At 70.5% G+C, this 14,426-nt stretch carries 14 protein-coding genes; 6 read left to right on the top strand and 8 right to left on the bottom strand.

The features are described 5' to 3' along the window. Positions 1–71: 71 nt before the first annotated feature. Together DY262_RS04480 and DY262_RS04475 are read left to right on the top strand one after the other, a co-directional pair. On the top strand, positions 72–605 hold the full coding sequence (locus tag DY262_RS04480) for a DOMON-like domain-containing protein (RefSeq protein WP_147326178.1): 534 nt from the start codon (positions 72–74) through the stop codon (positions 603–605). Positions 606–616: 11 nt separating this feature from the next. Next, positions 617–1,822, top strand: coding sequence for an exo-beta-N-acetylmuramidase NamZ family protein (locus tag DY262_RS04475; RefSeq protein WP_116957776.1), 1,206 nt, complete (start codon positions 617–619; stop codon positions 1,820–1,822). Positions 1,823–1,835: 13 nt separating this feature from the next. On the opposite strand, the gene DY262_RS04470 is transcribed toward DY262_RS04475, so the two are convergent. The 5 genes from DY262_RS04470 to DY262_RS04450 form a co-directional block, all read right to left on the bottom strand. Further along, complete coding sequence (locus DY262_RS04470; protein WP_116957775.1) at positions 1,836–2,327, bottom strand: GNAT family N-acetyltransferase; 492 nt, start codon at positions 2,325–2,327, stop codon at positions 1,836–1,838. Next, positions 2,327–3,661, bottom strand: coding sequence for a phosphoglucosamine mutase (gene glmM, locus DY262_RS04465; RefSeq protein ID WP_116957774.1), 1,335 nt, complete (start codon positions 3,659–3,661; stop codon positions 2,327–2,329). Before glmM ends, DY262_RS04470 begins: the two co-directional genes overlap by 1 nt. A gap of 75 nt (positions 3,662–3,736) precedes the next feature. After that, positions 3,737–4,561 (bottom strand): dihydropteroate synthase, encoded by an 825-nt coding sequence (gene folP, locus DY262_RS04460; protein ID WP_116957773.1) that lies wholly within the window; start codon positions 4,559–4,561, stop codon positions 3,737–3,739. 73 nt (positions 4,562–4,634) lie between these two features. Next, a complete protein-coding gene (ftsH, locus tag DY262_RS04455) occupies positions 4,635–6,551 on the bottom strand; it encodes an ATP-dependent zinc metalloprotease FtsH (protein WP_116958003.1) in 1,917 nt (638 codons plus the stop codon). Between the two features lie 157 nt (positions 6,552–6,708). Then, entirely contained in the window at positions 6,709–7,374 is a 666-nt protein-coding gene (locus DY262_RS04450) for an RlmE family RNA methyltransferase (protein WP_116958002.1), read from the bottom strand. A gap of 39 nt (positions 7,375–7,413) precedes the next feature. Between DY262_RS04450 and DY262_RS04445 the strand changes: the two genes are divergently transcribed. From DY262_RS04445 to DY262_RS04435, 3 genes are read left to right on the top strand one after another with little or no spacing between them, the layout of a single operon-like run. Then, positions 7,414–7,884: a YhbY family RNA-binding protein gene (locus tag DY262_RS04445; protein WP_116957772.1), complete on the top strand. Its 471-nt coding sequence runs from the start codon at positions 7,414–7,416 to the stop codon at positions 7,882–7,884. Between the two features lie 57 nt (positions 7,885–7,941). Beyond that, on the top strand, positions 7,942–10,011 hold the full coding sequence (locus tag DY262_RS04440; protein ID WP_116957771.1) for a M3 family metallopeptidase: 2,070 nt from the start codon (positions 7,942–7,944) through the stop codon (positions 10,009–10,011). Between the two features lie 46 nt (positions 10,012–10,057). Further along, a complete protein-coding gene (locus tag DY262_RS04435; RefSeq protein ID WP_116957770.1) occupies positions 10,058–10,723 on the top strand; it encodes a glutaredoxin family protein in 666 nt (221 codons plus the stop codon). A 7-nt stretch (positions 10,724–10,730) separates the two neighbouring features. On the opposite strand, the gene rpiA is transcribed toward DY262_RS04435, so the two are convergent. Beyond that, positions 10,731–11,402 (bottom strand): ribose-5-phosphate isomerase RpiA, encoded by a 672-nt coding sequence (gene rpiA / locus DY262_RS04430; protein WP_116957769.1) that lies wholly within the window; start codon positions 11,400–11,402, stop codon positions 10,731–10,733. Between the two features lie 42 nt (positions 11,403–11,444). Between rpiA and DY262_RS04425 the strand changes: the two genes are divergently transcribed. Then, positions 11,445–12,527 carry a quinone-dependent dihydroorotate dehydrogenase gene (locus tag DY262_RS04425; RefSeq protein WP_116957768.1) on the top strand — a complete coding sequence of 361 codons (1,083 nt, stop codon included), beginning with the start codon at positions 11,445–11,447 and terminating at the stop codon, positions 12,525–12,527. Positions 12,528–12,539: 12 nt separating this feature from the next. Here DY262_RS04425 and DY262_RS04420 read toward each other — a convergent pair whose 3' ends face one another. Continuing rightward, positions 12,540–13,658, bottom strand: a complete 1,119-nt coding sequence (locus DY262_RS04420; protein ID WP_116957767.1) for an NAD(P)/FAD-dependent oxidoreductase — start codon at positions 13,656–13,658, stop codon at positions 12,540–12,542. Beyond that, positions 13,655–14,425, bottom strand: a complete 771-nt coding sequence (locus tag DY262_RS04415; protein ID WP_116957766.1) for a S1 family peptidase — start codon at positions 14,423–14,425, stop codon at positions 13,655–13,657. The genes DY262_RS04420 and DY262_RS04415 overlap by 4 nt, the downstream gene beginning before the upstream one ends. Between the last annotated feature and the right edge of the window lies 1 nt (position 14,426).

The following is a 14,426-nucleotide window of genomic DNA, read 5'->3' as shown; positions in this document are numbered from 1 at the left end:
TGGCGCACCCATGGCAGACCAATGACCGTTCCGTGACTCGGTGCGGGGCGCGGGCTGACACAATGGCGCCCGTGTCCGCCGCCCTCCACCTCAGCCCCCACCCCGCATCGCCGCGCATCGAACTGTCGGTCTCGGTGCTGGTGAGCGCCGAGCCGCGCGAACTGGTGCTGCACTACCGCGTGCGCGGCGACACCGCCGCGGTGCGCTGGCCCGAACCTCAGGGCGGGGGCATGGCCGACGGCCTGTGGCGCCACACCTGCTTCGAGGCCTTCATCGGCCAGCCCGGCCAGGGCGCCTACCGCGAGTTCAACTTCTCCCCCTCGGGACAGTGGGCCGACTACGCCTTCAGCCGCACGCGCGTGCGCGATGCGCTGAGGGGACCGCCGAACGCGCCCCTGATCGAGCGGCGCGAGACGGCCGAGAGCGTCGAACTCGTCGCCGTGCTCGATCGCCGGCAACTGCCGCCCGGGCCCTGGCAGCTGGGCCTGAGCACCGTGATCGAAGACCAGCGCGGCCAGGTCTCGCACTGGGCCTTGCACCACCCCCGACCCCTACCCGATTTCCACGACCCCGCGGGCTGGACGCTGCGCCTGCCCGCCGATTGAACACACCGCCCATGCAATTCGGCATCGAACGTTTCCTGAACGATCCCGCGCTGCGCGCGCCGCTGGCCGGTCGGCGCGTCGCCGTGCTGGCCCACCCGGCCTCCGTCACGCGCGACCTCACCCACAGCCTGGACGCCCTGGCCGCCCTGCCCGACCTCCAGCTCAGCGCGGCCTTCGGCCCGCAGCACGGGCTGCGCGGCGACAAGCAGGACAACATGGTCGAGTCGCCCGACTACACCGACCCCCGCTGGGGCATCCCGGTGTTCAGTCTGTACGGCGAGGTGCGCCGCCCCAGCGACGCCATGATGGACAGCTTCGACGTGCTGCTCGTCGACCTGCAGGACCTGGGCTGCCGCATCTACACCTTCATCACCACGCTGCGCTACGTGCTGGAGGCCGCCGCGCGCCGGGGCAAGGCGGTGTGGGTGCTGGACCGGCCCAACCCGGCGGGTCGCCCGGTGGAAGGCCTCACGCTGCGCGAGGGCTGGGAGAGCTTCGTGGGTGCCGGCCCCATGCCCATGCGGCACGGCCTCACCATGGGCGAGCTGGGCCAGTGGTTCATCGCCACGCTGGGCCTGTCGCTGGAGTACCGGGTGATCGCCATGGACGGGTGGCGGCCGGACGAGGCGCCGGGCTTTGGCTGGCCCATCGGCGAGCGCAGCTGGGTCAACCCCAGCCCGAACGCGCCCAACCTGTCGATGGCGCGCGCCTACGCGGGCACGGTCATGCTGGAAGGCACCACGCTCAGCGAAGGCCGGGGCACCACGCGCCCGCTGGAGTTGTTCGGCGCCCCCGACATCGACACCACGCGCCTGCTGGCCGACATGCGCCAGCTGGCGCCGCAGTGGCTGCGCGGCTGCGTGCTGCGCGAGTGCTGGTTCGAGCCCACCTTCCACAAGCACGCGGGCCAGCTGTGCGCCGGCGTGCAGATCCATGTGGAAGACCCCGCGCACTATGGCCACGCGGCCTTCCAGCCCTGGCGCCTGCAGGCCCTGGCCTTTCGCGCCATCCGCCTGCAGCGACCCGACTACCCGCTGTGGCGCGACTTCCCCTACGAATACGAACGCGACCGCCTGGCCATCGATCTCATCAACGGCGGCCCGGCGCTGCGCGAATGGGTGGACGACGTGGACGCGCCACCCGAGGCACTGGACGCGCCGGCACGGGCCGACGAGGCCGCGTGGACCGAGGCGCGCCGGCCCTTCCTGCTCTACTGAGCGCGCCTGCGCCTCAGTCCAGCCACTTCTGCAGGAACTGCGCGGTCCCCATCGCGGGATCGAGCTGGTAGCCCTCGAAGCCCACGCGCTGGTACAGCCGCATGGCGGGCGCGTTGCCCGATAGCACCTCCAGCGTGAGCTTGCAGGCGCCGCGCTCGCGCGCGAGGCGCTCCACCTCGACCAGCATGGCCTCGGCGATGCCGCGGCCGCGGTGGCTGGCGAGCACCGCCACGTCGTGCACGTTCACCAGCGGCAGGCACTTGAAGGTGGAAAACCCCTCGATGCAGTTGACCAGGCCCACGGCGGCCTCGCCATCGAAGGCGAGCACGCTGAAGGCCTGGGGCCGGCTCGCGAGCTCGGGCACCAGCCGCGAGCGGGCAAAGTCGCTCAGGGGCTCGCCGCCACCGGCCGGGTCGCTGGCGTAGGCGTCGAGCAGGGCCACGATGGCGCGCGCATCGCTGGGGCGGCCGTAGTCGGCGGGGCGCACCGAGAAAGCGGCCGGCATCAGGCGGCCCTCGCGGCCTCGGCGAGGCGTTCGGCGCTGGCCTTGGCCACGCTGGCGTCGCGCGCCTCCACCATGACGCGCAGCAGCGGCTCGGTGCCACTGGCACGGATCAGCACGCGGCCAGCCTCGCCGAGCTCGCCCTCCACGGCCTGCGTGGCGTCGGCCAGGCGCTGATTGGTCTTCCAGTCCTGCCCGGGCTGCAGGCGCACGTTGATGAGCGTCTGCGGAAACAGGGTCACGTCGGTCAGCAGCTGCGCCAGCGTCTTGCCGCTGCCCACGCAGGCATAGAGCACCTGCAGGGCCGAGACCAGGCCATCGCCCGTGGAGTGGCGGTCGAGCACCAGCAGGTGGCCCGAACCCTCGCCGCCGAGGATCCAGCCATGGCGCTCCAGCTCTTCGAGCACGTAACGATCGCCCACCTTGGCGCGCACGAAGCGCACGCCGCGCGCCTTGAGCGCCACCTCCACCGCCATGTTGGTCATGAGCGTGCCCACCACGCCGGGCACGTCTTCGTCGCGCGCCAGGCGGTCGGCCACCATCAGGTAGAGCAGCTCGTCGCCGTTGTAGAGCCGGCCGTGGCGGTCGGCCATCTGCAGGCGATCGGCGTCGCCGTCGAGCGCGATGCCGTAGTCCGCACCGTGCTCGCGCACCGCCGCCAGCAAGGCCTCGGGGTGGGTGGCACCCACCCCGGCGTTGATGTTCAGGCCGTCGGGTGAGCAGCCGATCTTGACCACCTCGGCCCCCAGCTCGTGGAACACGGCGGGCGCGATGTGGTACGCCGCGCCGTGCGCCGCGTCGACCACGATCTTCAGGCCCTTGAGGCTCAGGTTCTGCGGGCAGGTGCTCTTGCAGAACTCGATGTAGCGGCCTGCGGCGTCGTCGAGCCGGCGCGACTTGCCCAGGCCGGCCGCCGGCACCCAGACCGGGGGCTCGTCCAGCGCGGCCTCGACATCGAGCTCCCACTGGTCGGGCAGCTTGGTGCCCTGCGCGCTGAAGAACTTGATGCCGTTGTCCGCGAAGGGGTTGTGGCTGGCCGAAATGACCACGCCCAGGCTGGCGCGCTGCGCGCGCGTGAGATAGGCCACCGCCGGCGTGGGCACCGGCCCCAGCAGCACCACGTCCACGCCCGCCGAGTTGAAGCCCGACTCGAGCGCGGCCTCGAGCATGTAGCCGGAAATGCGCGTGTCCTTGCCGATCAGCACCGTGGGGTGGGTCTCGGTGCGCTTGAGCACCCGGCCCACCGCGTGCGCCAGGCGCAGCACGAAATCGGGGGTGATCGGGGCTTGACCGACGGTGCCGCGGATGCCGTCGGTGCCAAAGTACTGCCGGGCCATGTCTTGTTCTCCTGGGAATGGCTTGTTTTGTGTGACCTTTTGATTATCGCGATCCCCCGGGGCGAACGGCCGCCCTCAGCGTGAGGCCTGCCACACCTTGAGGGCCTCGACCGTGGCGCGCACGTCGTGCACGCGCAGCACACGCGCACCACGGTCGACCGCCAGCACCGCAGCGGCCACGCTCGCGTGCACGCGCTCGGCGGGGCTCTGCACGCCCGTGACCGCGCCCAGCGAGGACTTGCGCGACCAGCCCGCCAGCAGTGGATACCCCTCGTCCAGCAGCTCGGCCTGGCGCGCGAGCAGGCTGAAGTTCTGCGCCACCGTCTTGCCGAAACCGATGCCGGGATCGAGCACGATGCGCTCGCGCGCCACGCCGCGCTCGCGCAAGGCCTGGGCGCGCTCGCGCAGGAAGCCGCGCACCACGGGCAGCACGTCGCCCTCCAGCGGCGCCACCTGCATGGTCGAGGGATCGCGGTGCATGTGCATCAGGCACACGCCCGCGCGCGGATGGGCAGCCACCACCCCGAGCGCATCGCCCTGGCGCAGGGCCCAGATGTCGTTGACGATGTCGGCGCCGAGGTCCAGCACGGCGCGCATCACCTCCGGCTTGTTCGTGTCCACGGACAGGGGCACGTTCAGGCGCAAGGCCTCGCGCAGCACGGGCAGCACGCGCGCCAGTTCCTCCTCCAGCGGCACGGGCTGGCTGCCCGGGCGGGTGGACTCCCCACCGATGTCCAGCAGGTGCGCGCCCTCGGCCACCAGCCGCTCGGCATGCACGATGGCCGCGCGCGCGCTGGCGTGCTGACCGCCGTCGGAGAAGGAGTCGGGCGTGACGTTGACGATGCCCATCACGCGGGGCTCGGTGAGGTCGATATCGAAGCGGGCGGTGGTCCAGCGCATGGCGGGCACGTGGGCGGGAAAAGAAAACGGGGCCGGCGAGGGCCCCGTTCGGGTGGTGTGGGTGTCTTGGCGATCAGGCCGCGTTGGGCGCCGGGTCGGGCGTCACGGTGGACGAGCCACCACCGTTGCCGCCGCCACCCACGGGGTTGCGCGGCGTCCAGTCCTTGGGCGGACGCGGCGGCTTGCCGGCCATGATGTCATCAAGCTGCTCGCCGTCGATGGTCTCCCATTCGAGCAGGGCCTTGGCCATGGCGTGCATCTTGTCGGCGTGCTCCTCGATCAGGCGGCGCGCCTCGGCGTACTGCTCGTCGATGATGCGGCGCACCTCGGAGTCGACCTTCTGCATGGTCTGCTCGGAGATGTTGGTCGTCTTGGTGACCGAGCGGCCCAGGAAGACCTCGCCCTCGTTCTCGGCGTAAACCATCGGACCCAGGGCGTCGGTCATGCCGTAGCGCATCACCATGTCGCGCGCGATGTGCGTGGCGCGCTCGAAGTCGTTGCTGGCGCCGGTGGTCATCTGGTTCATGAACACCTCTTCCGCGATGCGGCCGCCAAACAGCATGCTGATCTGGTTGAGCATGTACTCGCGGTCGTAGCTGTAGCGGTCTTTCTCGGGCAGGCTCATGGTCACGCCCAGCGCGCGCCCTCGCGGAATGATGGTGACCTTGTGCACCGGGTCGCACTTGGGCAGCAGCTTGCCGATGAGCGCATGGCCGGCCTCGTGGTAGGCCGTGTTGCGGCGCTCTTCCTCGGGCATGACCATGCTCTTGCGCTCGGGGCCCATGAGGATCTTGTCCTTGGCCTTCTCGAAGTCCTGCATCTCCACCGTGCGCGCGTTGCGGCGGGCGGCCATCAGCGCGGCCTCGTTGCAGAGGTTGGCCAGGTCGGCGCCGCTCATGCCCGGCGTGCCGCGCGCGATGATGGCGGCGTTCACGTCGGTACCCAGCGGAATCTTGCGCATGTGCACGTTGAGGATCTGCTCGCGGCCGCGGATGTCGGGCAGCGTCACGTAGACCTGGCGGTCGAAGCGGCCCGGGCGCAGCAGCGCGGCATCAAGGATGTCGGGGCGGTTGGTGGCGGCCACCACGATCACGCCCAGGTTGGTCTCGAAGCCGTCCATCTCGACCAGCATCTGGTTGAGGGTCTGCTCGCGCTCGTCGTTGCCCCCGCCCAGGCCGGCGCCGCGCTGGCGGCCGACCGCGTCGATCTCGTCGATGAAGATGATGCAGGGAGCGTTCTTCTTGGCGTTCTCGAACATGTCGCGCACGCGGGCCGCGCCCACGCCAACGAACATCTCCACGAAGTCGGAGCCCGAGATGCTGAAGAACGGCACCTTGGCCTCACCCGCGATGGACTTGGCCAGCAGGGTCTTGCCGGTGCCCGGCGGCCCCACGAGCAGCAGGCCACGCGGGATGCGCCCACCCAACTTCTGGAACTTCTGCGGGTCCTTCAGGAAATCGACGACCTCCTTCACCTCTTCCTTGGCCTCGTCGCAGCCCGCGACGTCGGCGAAGGTCACGGTGTTGTTGTTCTCGTCGAGCATGCGCGCCTTGCTCTTGCCGAAGCTGAAGGCACCGCCCTTGCCCCCGCCCTGCATCTGCCGCATGAAGTAGATCCAGACGCCGATCAGCAGCAGCATGGGGCCCCAACTCACCAGCAGGGTCATCAGCAGCGAGCCTTCTTCGCGCGGGCGCACGTCGAACTTGACGTCGTAGTTGATGAGATCGCCGACCAGGCCCCGGTCGAGGTAGGTGGCGGTGGTGCGCACGCGCCGGTCGTCCTGGGTGACGGCCACGATTTCGGTGCCGCCCTGGCCTTCCTGGATGGTGGCGCTCTTGATCTGGCGGGCCTTGACCTGGTCAAGGAACTCGGAGTACCCGATGTACCCCGCGCCTGCGGTCGAACGGCCGTCGAACTGCTTGAAGACCGTGAAGAGCACCATGGCGATGACCATCCACACGGCGATTTTCGAGAACCACTGGTTGTTCAACTGCTGCTCCTGGGTGCGCACGCGCGCATTTGCACGCATATGCAAGGCATTCTAGGACTTTCAAGTCCCCCTGCCGTTCGTCGGTGACGTGGAAATGTCAATGGGCGTCTTGGCTTGGCCCCTGCCGCACCGCCCACTCATCGGACGAACGGGCGGTTCAGCCCTTCAGACCCAGCCCAACGAGGAAGGTTTCGGCGGATTTGTCGCGGCTGGCCTTGGGCTTGATCGCCTTGACAACCCGAAAGTTCTGCCGGAACAGGGCCAGCATGGGGTCATAGGCCCCGCCGTGGAAGAGTTTGACCACCAGCGCGCCCTCGCGCTTGAGGTGGGCCCGGGCGAAATCCACGGCCAACTCGATCAGGTGCTCGATGCGGGCGGCATCGGCGTCGGCCACGCCCGACAGGTTGGGCGCCATGTCCGACACCACCAGGTCGAGCTGGGCCAGGCCGCGCTCGGCCAGCGCGGCCTCCAGCTGCGCCAGCACCTCGGCCTCGCGGAAGTCGCCCTGGATGAAGAGCACGTCCTCCACCGGTTCCATGGGCAGCAGGTCGAGGGCGACGATGGTGCCGTTGAGCTGGCCGAGCGCCGCCCCCTGCGGGCTGAGGCGGCGGCGCAGGTACTGGCTCCAGGCGCCCGGGGCGCTGCCGAGGTCGACCACGGCCATGCCGGGCTTCACGAGGCCCAGGGTTTCGTCGATTTCCTTGAGCTTGTAGGCGGCCCGGGCGCGATAGCCCTCTTTCTGGGCCAGGCGCACGTAAGGATCGTTCACGTGCTCGTTGAGCCAGGCCTTGTTGACCTTCTTGCTCTGGGTGCGGACCTTGATGCCCATGCGTGCTCGGGGGTGGTAAACGATAATTCTCCCATGCCCTCCATCACCCTCACGCCCGCCCAACGCAAGGTCCACCGCGCCGAGGCCCACCACCTCGACCCCGTGGTCCACATCGGCAACGACGGTCTTACCCCCGCCGTGCGCAAGGAAGCCGATGCCGCGCTCAAGGCGCACGGCCTCATCAAGATCCGCGTGCTCAACGACGACCGCGCCGCGCGCGAGGCCATGCTGGCCGAGCTGTCCGAGGCCCTCGACGCCGCGCCGATCCAGCACATCGGCAAGCTGCTGGTGCTCTGGCGCCCCCTGCCCGAAAAAGCCCGCCCCGCCGACGAAGACCGCAAACCCGGTCCGCGCGAGGTGAAGGTGCTCAAGTTCGGCAAGCGCCCCGGCCAGAAACCCGAGGTCAAGGTCGTGAAGGTGCTGGGCAACCAGCGCATCACGCCCGGCGGCCAGGTCAAGCGCGCCAAAGTCCGCAAAAAGAGTGTCAAGAAGACCGCCGGCTGAGCGCCCGCTCGCGCCGATGGCTTGAACTCCCGCCCGCCGCCACCCATCTGAGCCGCCATGAACGTCCGCCAAGACCCCGCCCAGCTCAACCCCCTGCTCGATTTCAGCGGCCTGCCGCGCTTCGACGCCATCACCCCCGACACCGTGGGCCCGGCCGTCGATGAGCTGCTGAACCAGGCCAGCGCCGCGCTGGAGGCGGTGACGGCCGCCGGCTTTCCCGCCGACTGGGCCGCCATGGCCGGCACCCTGGACGTGGCGACCGAGCGCCTGTCGCGGGCCTGGGGGGCGGTGAGCCACCTCAACAGCGTGGCCGACACCCCGGCGCTGCGCGCCGCCTACAACGCGGCCCTGCCCAAGGTCACCGAGTTCTGGACCCGCCTGGGCGCCGACGAGCGGCTCTACGCCAAATACAAGTCCATGGACCCGGCCTCGCTCACGGCCGAGCAGGCCCAAGCCCACCACAACGCGCTGCGCGGCTTCGTGCTGGGCGGCGCCGAGCTGCAGGGCGCCGCCAAGGACCGCTTCGCTGCCATCCAGGAACGCGCGGCCGAACTGGCGCAGAAATTCAGCGAGAACGCGCTGGACGCCACCGACGCCTTCGCGCTGTACGTGGACACCGATGAACTGGCCGGCGTGCCCGAGGACGTGGTCCAGGCCACCGCCGCCGCGGCGCGCGCCGAAGGCCGCACGGACCACAAGCTCAGCCTGAAGATGCCGGTCTACCTGCCGGTGATGCAGTTCGCCCGCTCGGGCGCGCTGCGCGAAAAGCTCTACCGCGCCTACGTCACCCGCGCCAGCGATCAGGCCCCGGCCGAGCTCGCGCGCTTCGACAACACCGCCCTCATGGTCGAGCTGCTGGCCCTGCGCCACGAAGAAGCGCGCCTGCTCGGCCACCGCCACTTCGCCGACGTCTCGCTGGTGCCCAAGATGGCCGAGTCGCCCGAGCAGGTGAGCGCTTTCCTGCGCGACCTGGCGACGAAGGCCCGCCCCTTCGCGGAACAAGACCTGGCCGACCTGCGCGCCTTCGCGGCCGATCACCTGGGCATCGCCGACCCCCAGGCCTGGGACTGGCCTTACATCGGTGAAAAGCTCAAGGAGGCACGCTACGCCTTCAGCGAACAGGAAGTCAAACCCTACTTCACGGCACCCAAGGTGCTCGCCGGCCTGTTCCAGATCGTCGAGACGCTGTTCGAGGTGGCCATCCGCCGCGACAGCGCGCCGGTCTGGCACCCGGGCGTGGAGTTCTACCGCATCGAGCGCGGTGGCCAGCTCGTGGGCCAGTTCTACCTGGACCCTGGCGCGCGCACCGGCAAGCGCGGCGGCGCCTGGATGGACGACGTGCGCGCCCGCTGGCTGCGCCCCGATTCGCGCGCCCTGCAGACGCCCGTGGCCCACCTGGTCTGCAACTTCGCCGAGGGCGTGGGCGGCAAGCCGGCGCTGCTCACGCACGACGACGCCATCACGCTCTTCCATGAGTTCGGCCACGGCCTGCACCACATGCTCACCCAGGTGAACGAGCGCGACGTCTCGGGCATCAGCGGCGTGGAGTGGGACGCCGTGGAACTGCCCAGCCAGTTCATGGAGAACTTCTGCTGGGAGTGGGACGTGCTCAAGCACATGACCGCCCATGTGGACAGCGGTCAGCCGCTGCCGCGCGCCCTGTTCGACAAGATGCTGGCCGCCAAGAACTTCCAAAGCGGCCTGCAGACCCTGCGCCAGGTGGAGTTCGCCCTGTTCGACATGCTGCTGCACAGCGAAACCCCACCGCCAGCGGACGGTGCGGCCATCCTCACCCTGCTCAACCGCGTCCGCGACGACGTGGCGGTGCTGCAGCCGCCCGCCTACAGCCGCACGCCGCACACCTTCAGCCACATCTTCGCGGGCGGCTACGCGGCCGGCTATTACAGCTACAAGTGGGCCGAGGTGCTGAGCGCCGACGCCTACGCCGCCTTCGAGGAGGCCGCGGCGCAACAGGGTCGCAGCACCCTGGACGTTGCGACGGGCCGGCGCTACCGTCAGTCGATTCTGGAGGCCGGCGGCAGCCGCCCTGCGATGGAATCGTTCAAGGCCTTCCGCGGCCGCGAGCCATCGATCGACGCCCTGCTGCGGCACCAAGGCATGGTTTGAACCCGCGCGCCGGCCGCCGACCAGCCCAAAGAACCGAGGGACGAAGATGAAGAAGCGCTCCGCCGCCGCCCGTGTCACCACCGCCCTGGCCCTGCTGGCCGCGCTGCCGGCCATGGCCCAGGGGGTCCACCGCATCGTCGGCCCGGACGGCCGCGTCACCTTCTCCGACCAGCCGCCCCCCAGCGCCTCGGCGCGCCCTCAGCCGGGCGCCAGCGGCAGCGCCCCGGCCACCTCGGCCGGCGGGGGGGGCCAGTTGCCGTACGAGCTGCGCCAGATCGCCTCGCGCTATCCCGTGGTGCTTTACACCGGCGACAGCTGCGCGCCCTGCAACACCGGCCGCAACCTGCTCAACTCGCGCGGCGTTCCGTACACCGAAAAGACGGTGAACACCGCCGACGATGTGCAGGCCTTGCGCCGCCTCAACAGCGACGCCACCCTCCCCTTGCTGACCATCGGCGGCCAGAAGCTGCGCGGCTACCTCGAAACCGAGTGGACGCAGTACCTCGATGCGGCGGGTTACCCCAAGCAGTCGGCCCTGCCGTCCAACTACCGCCGCCCGGCACCTGCGCCGCTGGTGGCCGCCACGCCGGCGCCGGGTTCGCCCACCCCAGCGGGCGAAGCGTCCGCCGACGGCACCGCCGCCCCTCAGCCCGCGCCCGCCGAGACCCCGGTGCAGCCGCCGGTCACCAACCCGGCCGGCATCCGCTTCTGAGCCGCGCTCAGAAGTTCAGGGTCTTCACCCCCGCCGGCGTGCCCAGCAGGCACACGGCGGCTTTCTGGTGGGCGAACACGCCCACCGTCACCACCCCCGGCCACTGATTGACCTCGCTCTCGAAGGCGAGCGGGTCGGTGATGCGCAGGCCGGTCACGTCCAGGATGTGCTGGCCGTTGTCGGTCACCAGGGCTTGGCCGTCCTTCAGGCGCACCCGGGCCTGGCCGCCCAGGGCCGCGAACTGGCGCACCAGGCGCGCCGTGGCCATGGGGATCACCTCCACCGGCAGGGGAAACGCGCCCAGGGTCTGCACCAGCTTGGACTCGTCGGCGATGCAGACGAAGCGGCGCGACTGGGCCGCCACGATTTTCTCGCGCGTCAGCGCGGCGCCGCCGCCCTTGACCATGTGGCCGCGCGGGTCGATCTCGTCGGCGCCGTCGATGTAGACCGAGAGCTCGCCCACCTCATTGGCCTCGAGCACCGGGATGCCGATGGCCTTGAGCCGGGCGGTGGAGGCCTCGGAGCTGGACACCGCGCCGGGCACGCGGTCCTTCATGCTGGCCAGGGCCTCGATGAACTTGTTCACCGTGGAGCCCGTGCCCACGCCGACCACCTCGCCGGGCGTCACGTAGTGCAGGGCGGCCTGGCCCACCAGCGTTTTGAGTTCGTCCTGGGTCATTTGCGAGAATCCGGGGTTGGTCGAAAAACCGCGGATTATCCGATGTCACTCTTTCCCTACGGCGCGGCGCGCCCCTTCCTGTTCGGCCTGGACCCCGAGGCCGCCCACGAACTGACGCTGGGCGCCATCGCCCGCGTGCAGCACTCGCCGCTCACCTGCCTGTACAGCCAGCCGCGCGTGAGCGACCCCTTCACGCTCGCCGGCCTGCAGTTTCCCAACCGCGTGGGCCTGGCGGCGGGCCTGGACAAGAACGCGCGCTGCATCGACGGCCTGGCCGCCATGGGCTTCGGCTTCGTGGAGGTGGGCACGGTCACGCCCAAGGGCCAGCCCGGCAACCCCAAGCCGCGCATGTTCCGCCTTCCCGAGCGCCAGGCCCTGATCAACCGGCTGGGCTTCAACAACGACGGCCTTGACGCCTTCCTGGCCAACGTGCAGCGCGCGCGCTTTCGCCGCGACGGCGGCGCCACGCCCATGCGGCTGGGTCTGAACATCGGCAAGAACGCCAGCACGCCGATCGAGCGCGCCACCGAGGACTACCTCACCTGCCTGGACGGCGTCTACCCACACGCCGACTACGTCACCGTCAACATCTCCAGCCCAAATACGCAGAACCTGCGCAGCCTGCAGAGCGACGCTGCGCTGGACGCGCTATTGGGCGCGGTGATGGAGCGGCGCGAACAGCTGGCGCAGCGGCACCAGCGCCGCATCCCGGTGTTCGTGAAGATCGCGCCCGACCTGGATGAGGCCCAGATCGGCGTCATTGCCGAGACCCTGCGCCGCCACGGCTGCCGCGCCGACGGCCAGGCCAGCGGCGAGCTGGGGGTGATCGCCACCAACACCACGCTGTCGCGCGAGGCCGTGAAGGGCCTGCGCCACGCCGAGGAAGCCGGCGGCCTGTCGGGCGCGCCGGTGCTGGAGGCCAGCAACCGCGTGATCCGCGCCCTGCGAACGGCCCTGGGGGCCTCGTTTCCAATCATCGGCGTGGGCGGCGTGCTGAGCGCGCGCGACGCGCTGAGCAAGATCGAGGCGGGCGCGGACCTGGTGCAGATCTACACCGGCCTGATCTACCAGGGCCCGGCGCTGGTCTACGAATCGGCCAAGGCGATCGCGGCGCTCAAGCGCTGAAGCTGCACCCGCTCAGCCGGCCAGCATCTCGCGCACCCGCTCGCCGATGGCCAGGCAGCTGGTCAGCCCCGGCGATTCGATGCCGAAGAGGTTGACCAGCCCCGGCAGCCCGTGCTGCGCGGGGCCCTGGATCAGAAAGTCGGCCGCGGGCTTGCCGGGGCCACTGATCTTGGGCCGCAGGCCGGCGTAGCCCGGCTGCAGTGCGCCGTCGGGCAGCGCCGGCCAGTAGCGTCGCACGGCGGCGTAGAAGCCCTCGCCGCGGGCGGGGTCGACCACCAGGTCGTCGGCGCGGTCCACCCACTGCACGTCAGGCCCGAATTTGGCCTGCCCGCCCAGGTCCACCGTGAGGTGCACGCCCAGGCCGGCCAAGTGCTGGTCGGGCTCGGGCGCGGGATAGATGAGCCGCTGGAACGGCGAACGGCCGGCAAGCGTGAAGTAGCTGCCCTTGGCGTAGCGCGGCGTCGGCACGCTGCCGGCGGGCAGCGCGGCGATGCGGCCGGCCAGCTCGCAGGCGTGCAGGCCGGCGCTGTTGACCAGGGTGCGCGCCAGCAGCGGCGTGCCGTCCTCGGACACGATCAGCCAGGCGTCGCCCTGGCGTTCGATCTCGCGCACGCCGCTGTAGCAGACCACCATGCCGCCGTCGGCCTCCAGGTCGCCCTGCAGCGAAAGCATCAGCGCATGGCTGTCGACGATGCCGGTGGACGGCGAGAGCACCGCGCCCAGGCACTCCAGCGCAGGCTCCCGTTCACGCGCCGCGTCGCGCGAGAGCATCTCCAGGTCGTCCACGCCGTTGGCCACCGCGCCCGCCACGATGCCCGGCAGTCCCGCCAGCTGCGAGGGCGTGTTCGCCACGATCAACTTGCCGCAGCGCCGGTGCGCGATGCCGCGCTCGGCCGCGTAGGCGTACAGCGCCCGCTTGCCCTGCACGCACAGCCGGGCCTTGAGCGAGCCTGCGGGGTAGTAAATGCCCGCGTGGATGACCTCGCTGTTGCGCGAACTGGTGCCGGTGCCGATGGCCGCCTCGCGTTCCAGCACCAGCACCTCGCGGCCGGCCTGCGCCAGCGCGCGCGCCACGGCCAGGCCAACCACGCCGGCTCCCACCACCACCGCATCGACGCGCTCGGCCGTCATCGCTGGGTCCTCATCAGTTCGCGAACACGCGCCGAAGGGATGGCGTAGGCGATACCCGAGGGTTGGCTCAGCGCCGACTCGCGCGTGCCCTTGATCAGCACCATGTTCATCATGCCCACGACCTCTCCCGTGTCCGGGCGGAACAGCGGCCCCCCGCTGTTGCCCGGGTAGGCCACGGCGTCGAGCTGGAAGATATCGAAGGCGCCTTCGCGCGCGCCACGGATCGCCGGACCACGCAGGCGATCGGCGTCCGGGCTCGGCGGCACCGAGGTCGCGATGCTGGACACCATGGCCCGGTGCACCACGTGCGCGTAGCCCAGCACGTTGCCGATGGGAAAGCCCATGAAGGCCAGGTCGTCGCCCTCGCGCACCGACGCCGAATCGCCCAGTGCCGCCAGCGGCCCGGGCGGACCGTCGATGCCCAGCAAGGCGATGTCGCCGTGGCGCTCGGTGTCCAGCACGCGGGCCTGGCGCAGCGACCAGCCGCCGTCGCGCTGCCACACCTGCGCCACCAGCTGCGCGGGCGGCGCGCCGTCCTCCTGGGTGGGCAGCACGTGTGCGCAGGTCACCACCTGAGAGGGCCGGCCGGCCAGGAAGCCGCTGCCACGCAGCTGGAAGCGCGGGCTGTCGGTCTCGCGCCAGGTGCCCACCAACACCACCGAAGGCTTCATGCGCGCCACGGTATCGGCCAGCGCGGCCCGCGCAGCGCCGGGCATCCCCCACAGCGGCAGGGCACCAATCAAACCCAGGCAGTGGCGCCTGTCCATG

The organism is Hydrogenophaga borbori, from assembly GCF_003417535.1.
Lineage (GTDB): Bacteria > Pseudomonadota > Gammaproteobacteria > Burkholderiales > Burkholderiaceae_C > Hydrogenophaga > Hydrogenophaga borbori.
This window is presented reverse-complemented; position numbering and strand designations above follow the sequence as displayed.

Excerpts from the sequence above, each read along its gene's own strand:
- DY262_RS04475 (WP_116957776.1), top strand. The coding sequence starts at position 617 with ATGCAATTCGGCATCGAACGTTTCCTGAACGATCCCGCGCTGCGCGCG.
- DY262_RS04470 (WP_116957775.1), bottom strand. The coding sequence starts at position 2,327 with ATGCCGGCCGCTTTCTCGGTGCGCCCCGCCGACTACGGCCGCCCCAGC.
- glmM (WP_116957774.1), bottom strand. The coding sequence starts at position 3,661 with ATGGCCCGGCAGTACTTTGGCACCGACGGCATCCGCGGCACCGTCGGT.
- folP (WP_116957773.1), bottom strand. The coding sequence starts at position 4,561 with ATGCGCTGGACCACCGCCCGCTTCGATATCGACCTCACCGAGCCCCGC.
- DY262_RS04445 (WP_116957772.1), top strand. The coding sequence starts at position 7,414 with ATGCCCTCCATCACCCTCACGCCCGCCCAACGCAAGGTCCACCGCGCC.
- DY262_RS04440 (WP_116957771.1), top strand. The coding sequence starts at position 7,942 with ATGAACGTCCGCCAAGACCCCGCCCAGCTCAACCCCCTGCTCGATTTC.
- DY262_RS04435 (WP_116957770.1), top strand. The coding sequence starts at position 10,058 with ATGAAGAAGCGCTCCGCCGCCGCCCGTGTCACCACCGCCCTGGCCCTG.
- rpiA (WP_116957769.1), bottom strand. The coding sequence starts at position 11,402 with ATGACCCAGGACGAACTCAAAACGCTGGTGGGCCAGGCCGCCCTGCAC.
- DY262_RS04425 (WP_116957768.1), top strand. The coding sequence starts at position 11,445 with ATGTCACTCTTTCCCTACGGCGCGGCGCGCCCCTTCCTGTTCGGCCTG.
- DY262_RS04420 (WP_116957767.1), bottom strand. The coding sequence starts at position 13,658 with ATGACGGCCGAGCGCGTCGATGCGGTGGTGGTGGGAGCCGGCGTGGTT.
- DY262_RS04415 (WP_116957766.1), bottom strand. The coding sequence starts at position 14,425 with ATGGACAGGCGCCACTGCCTGGGTTTGATTGGTGCCCTGCCGCTGTGG.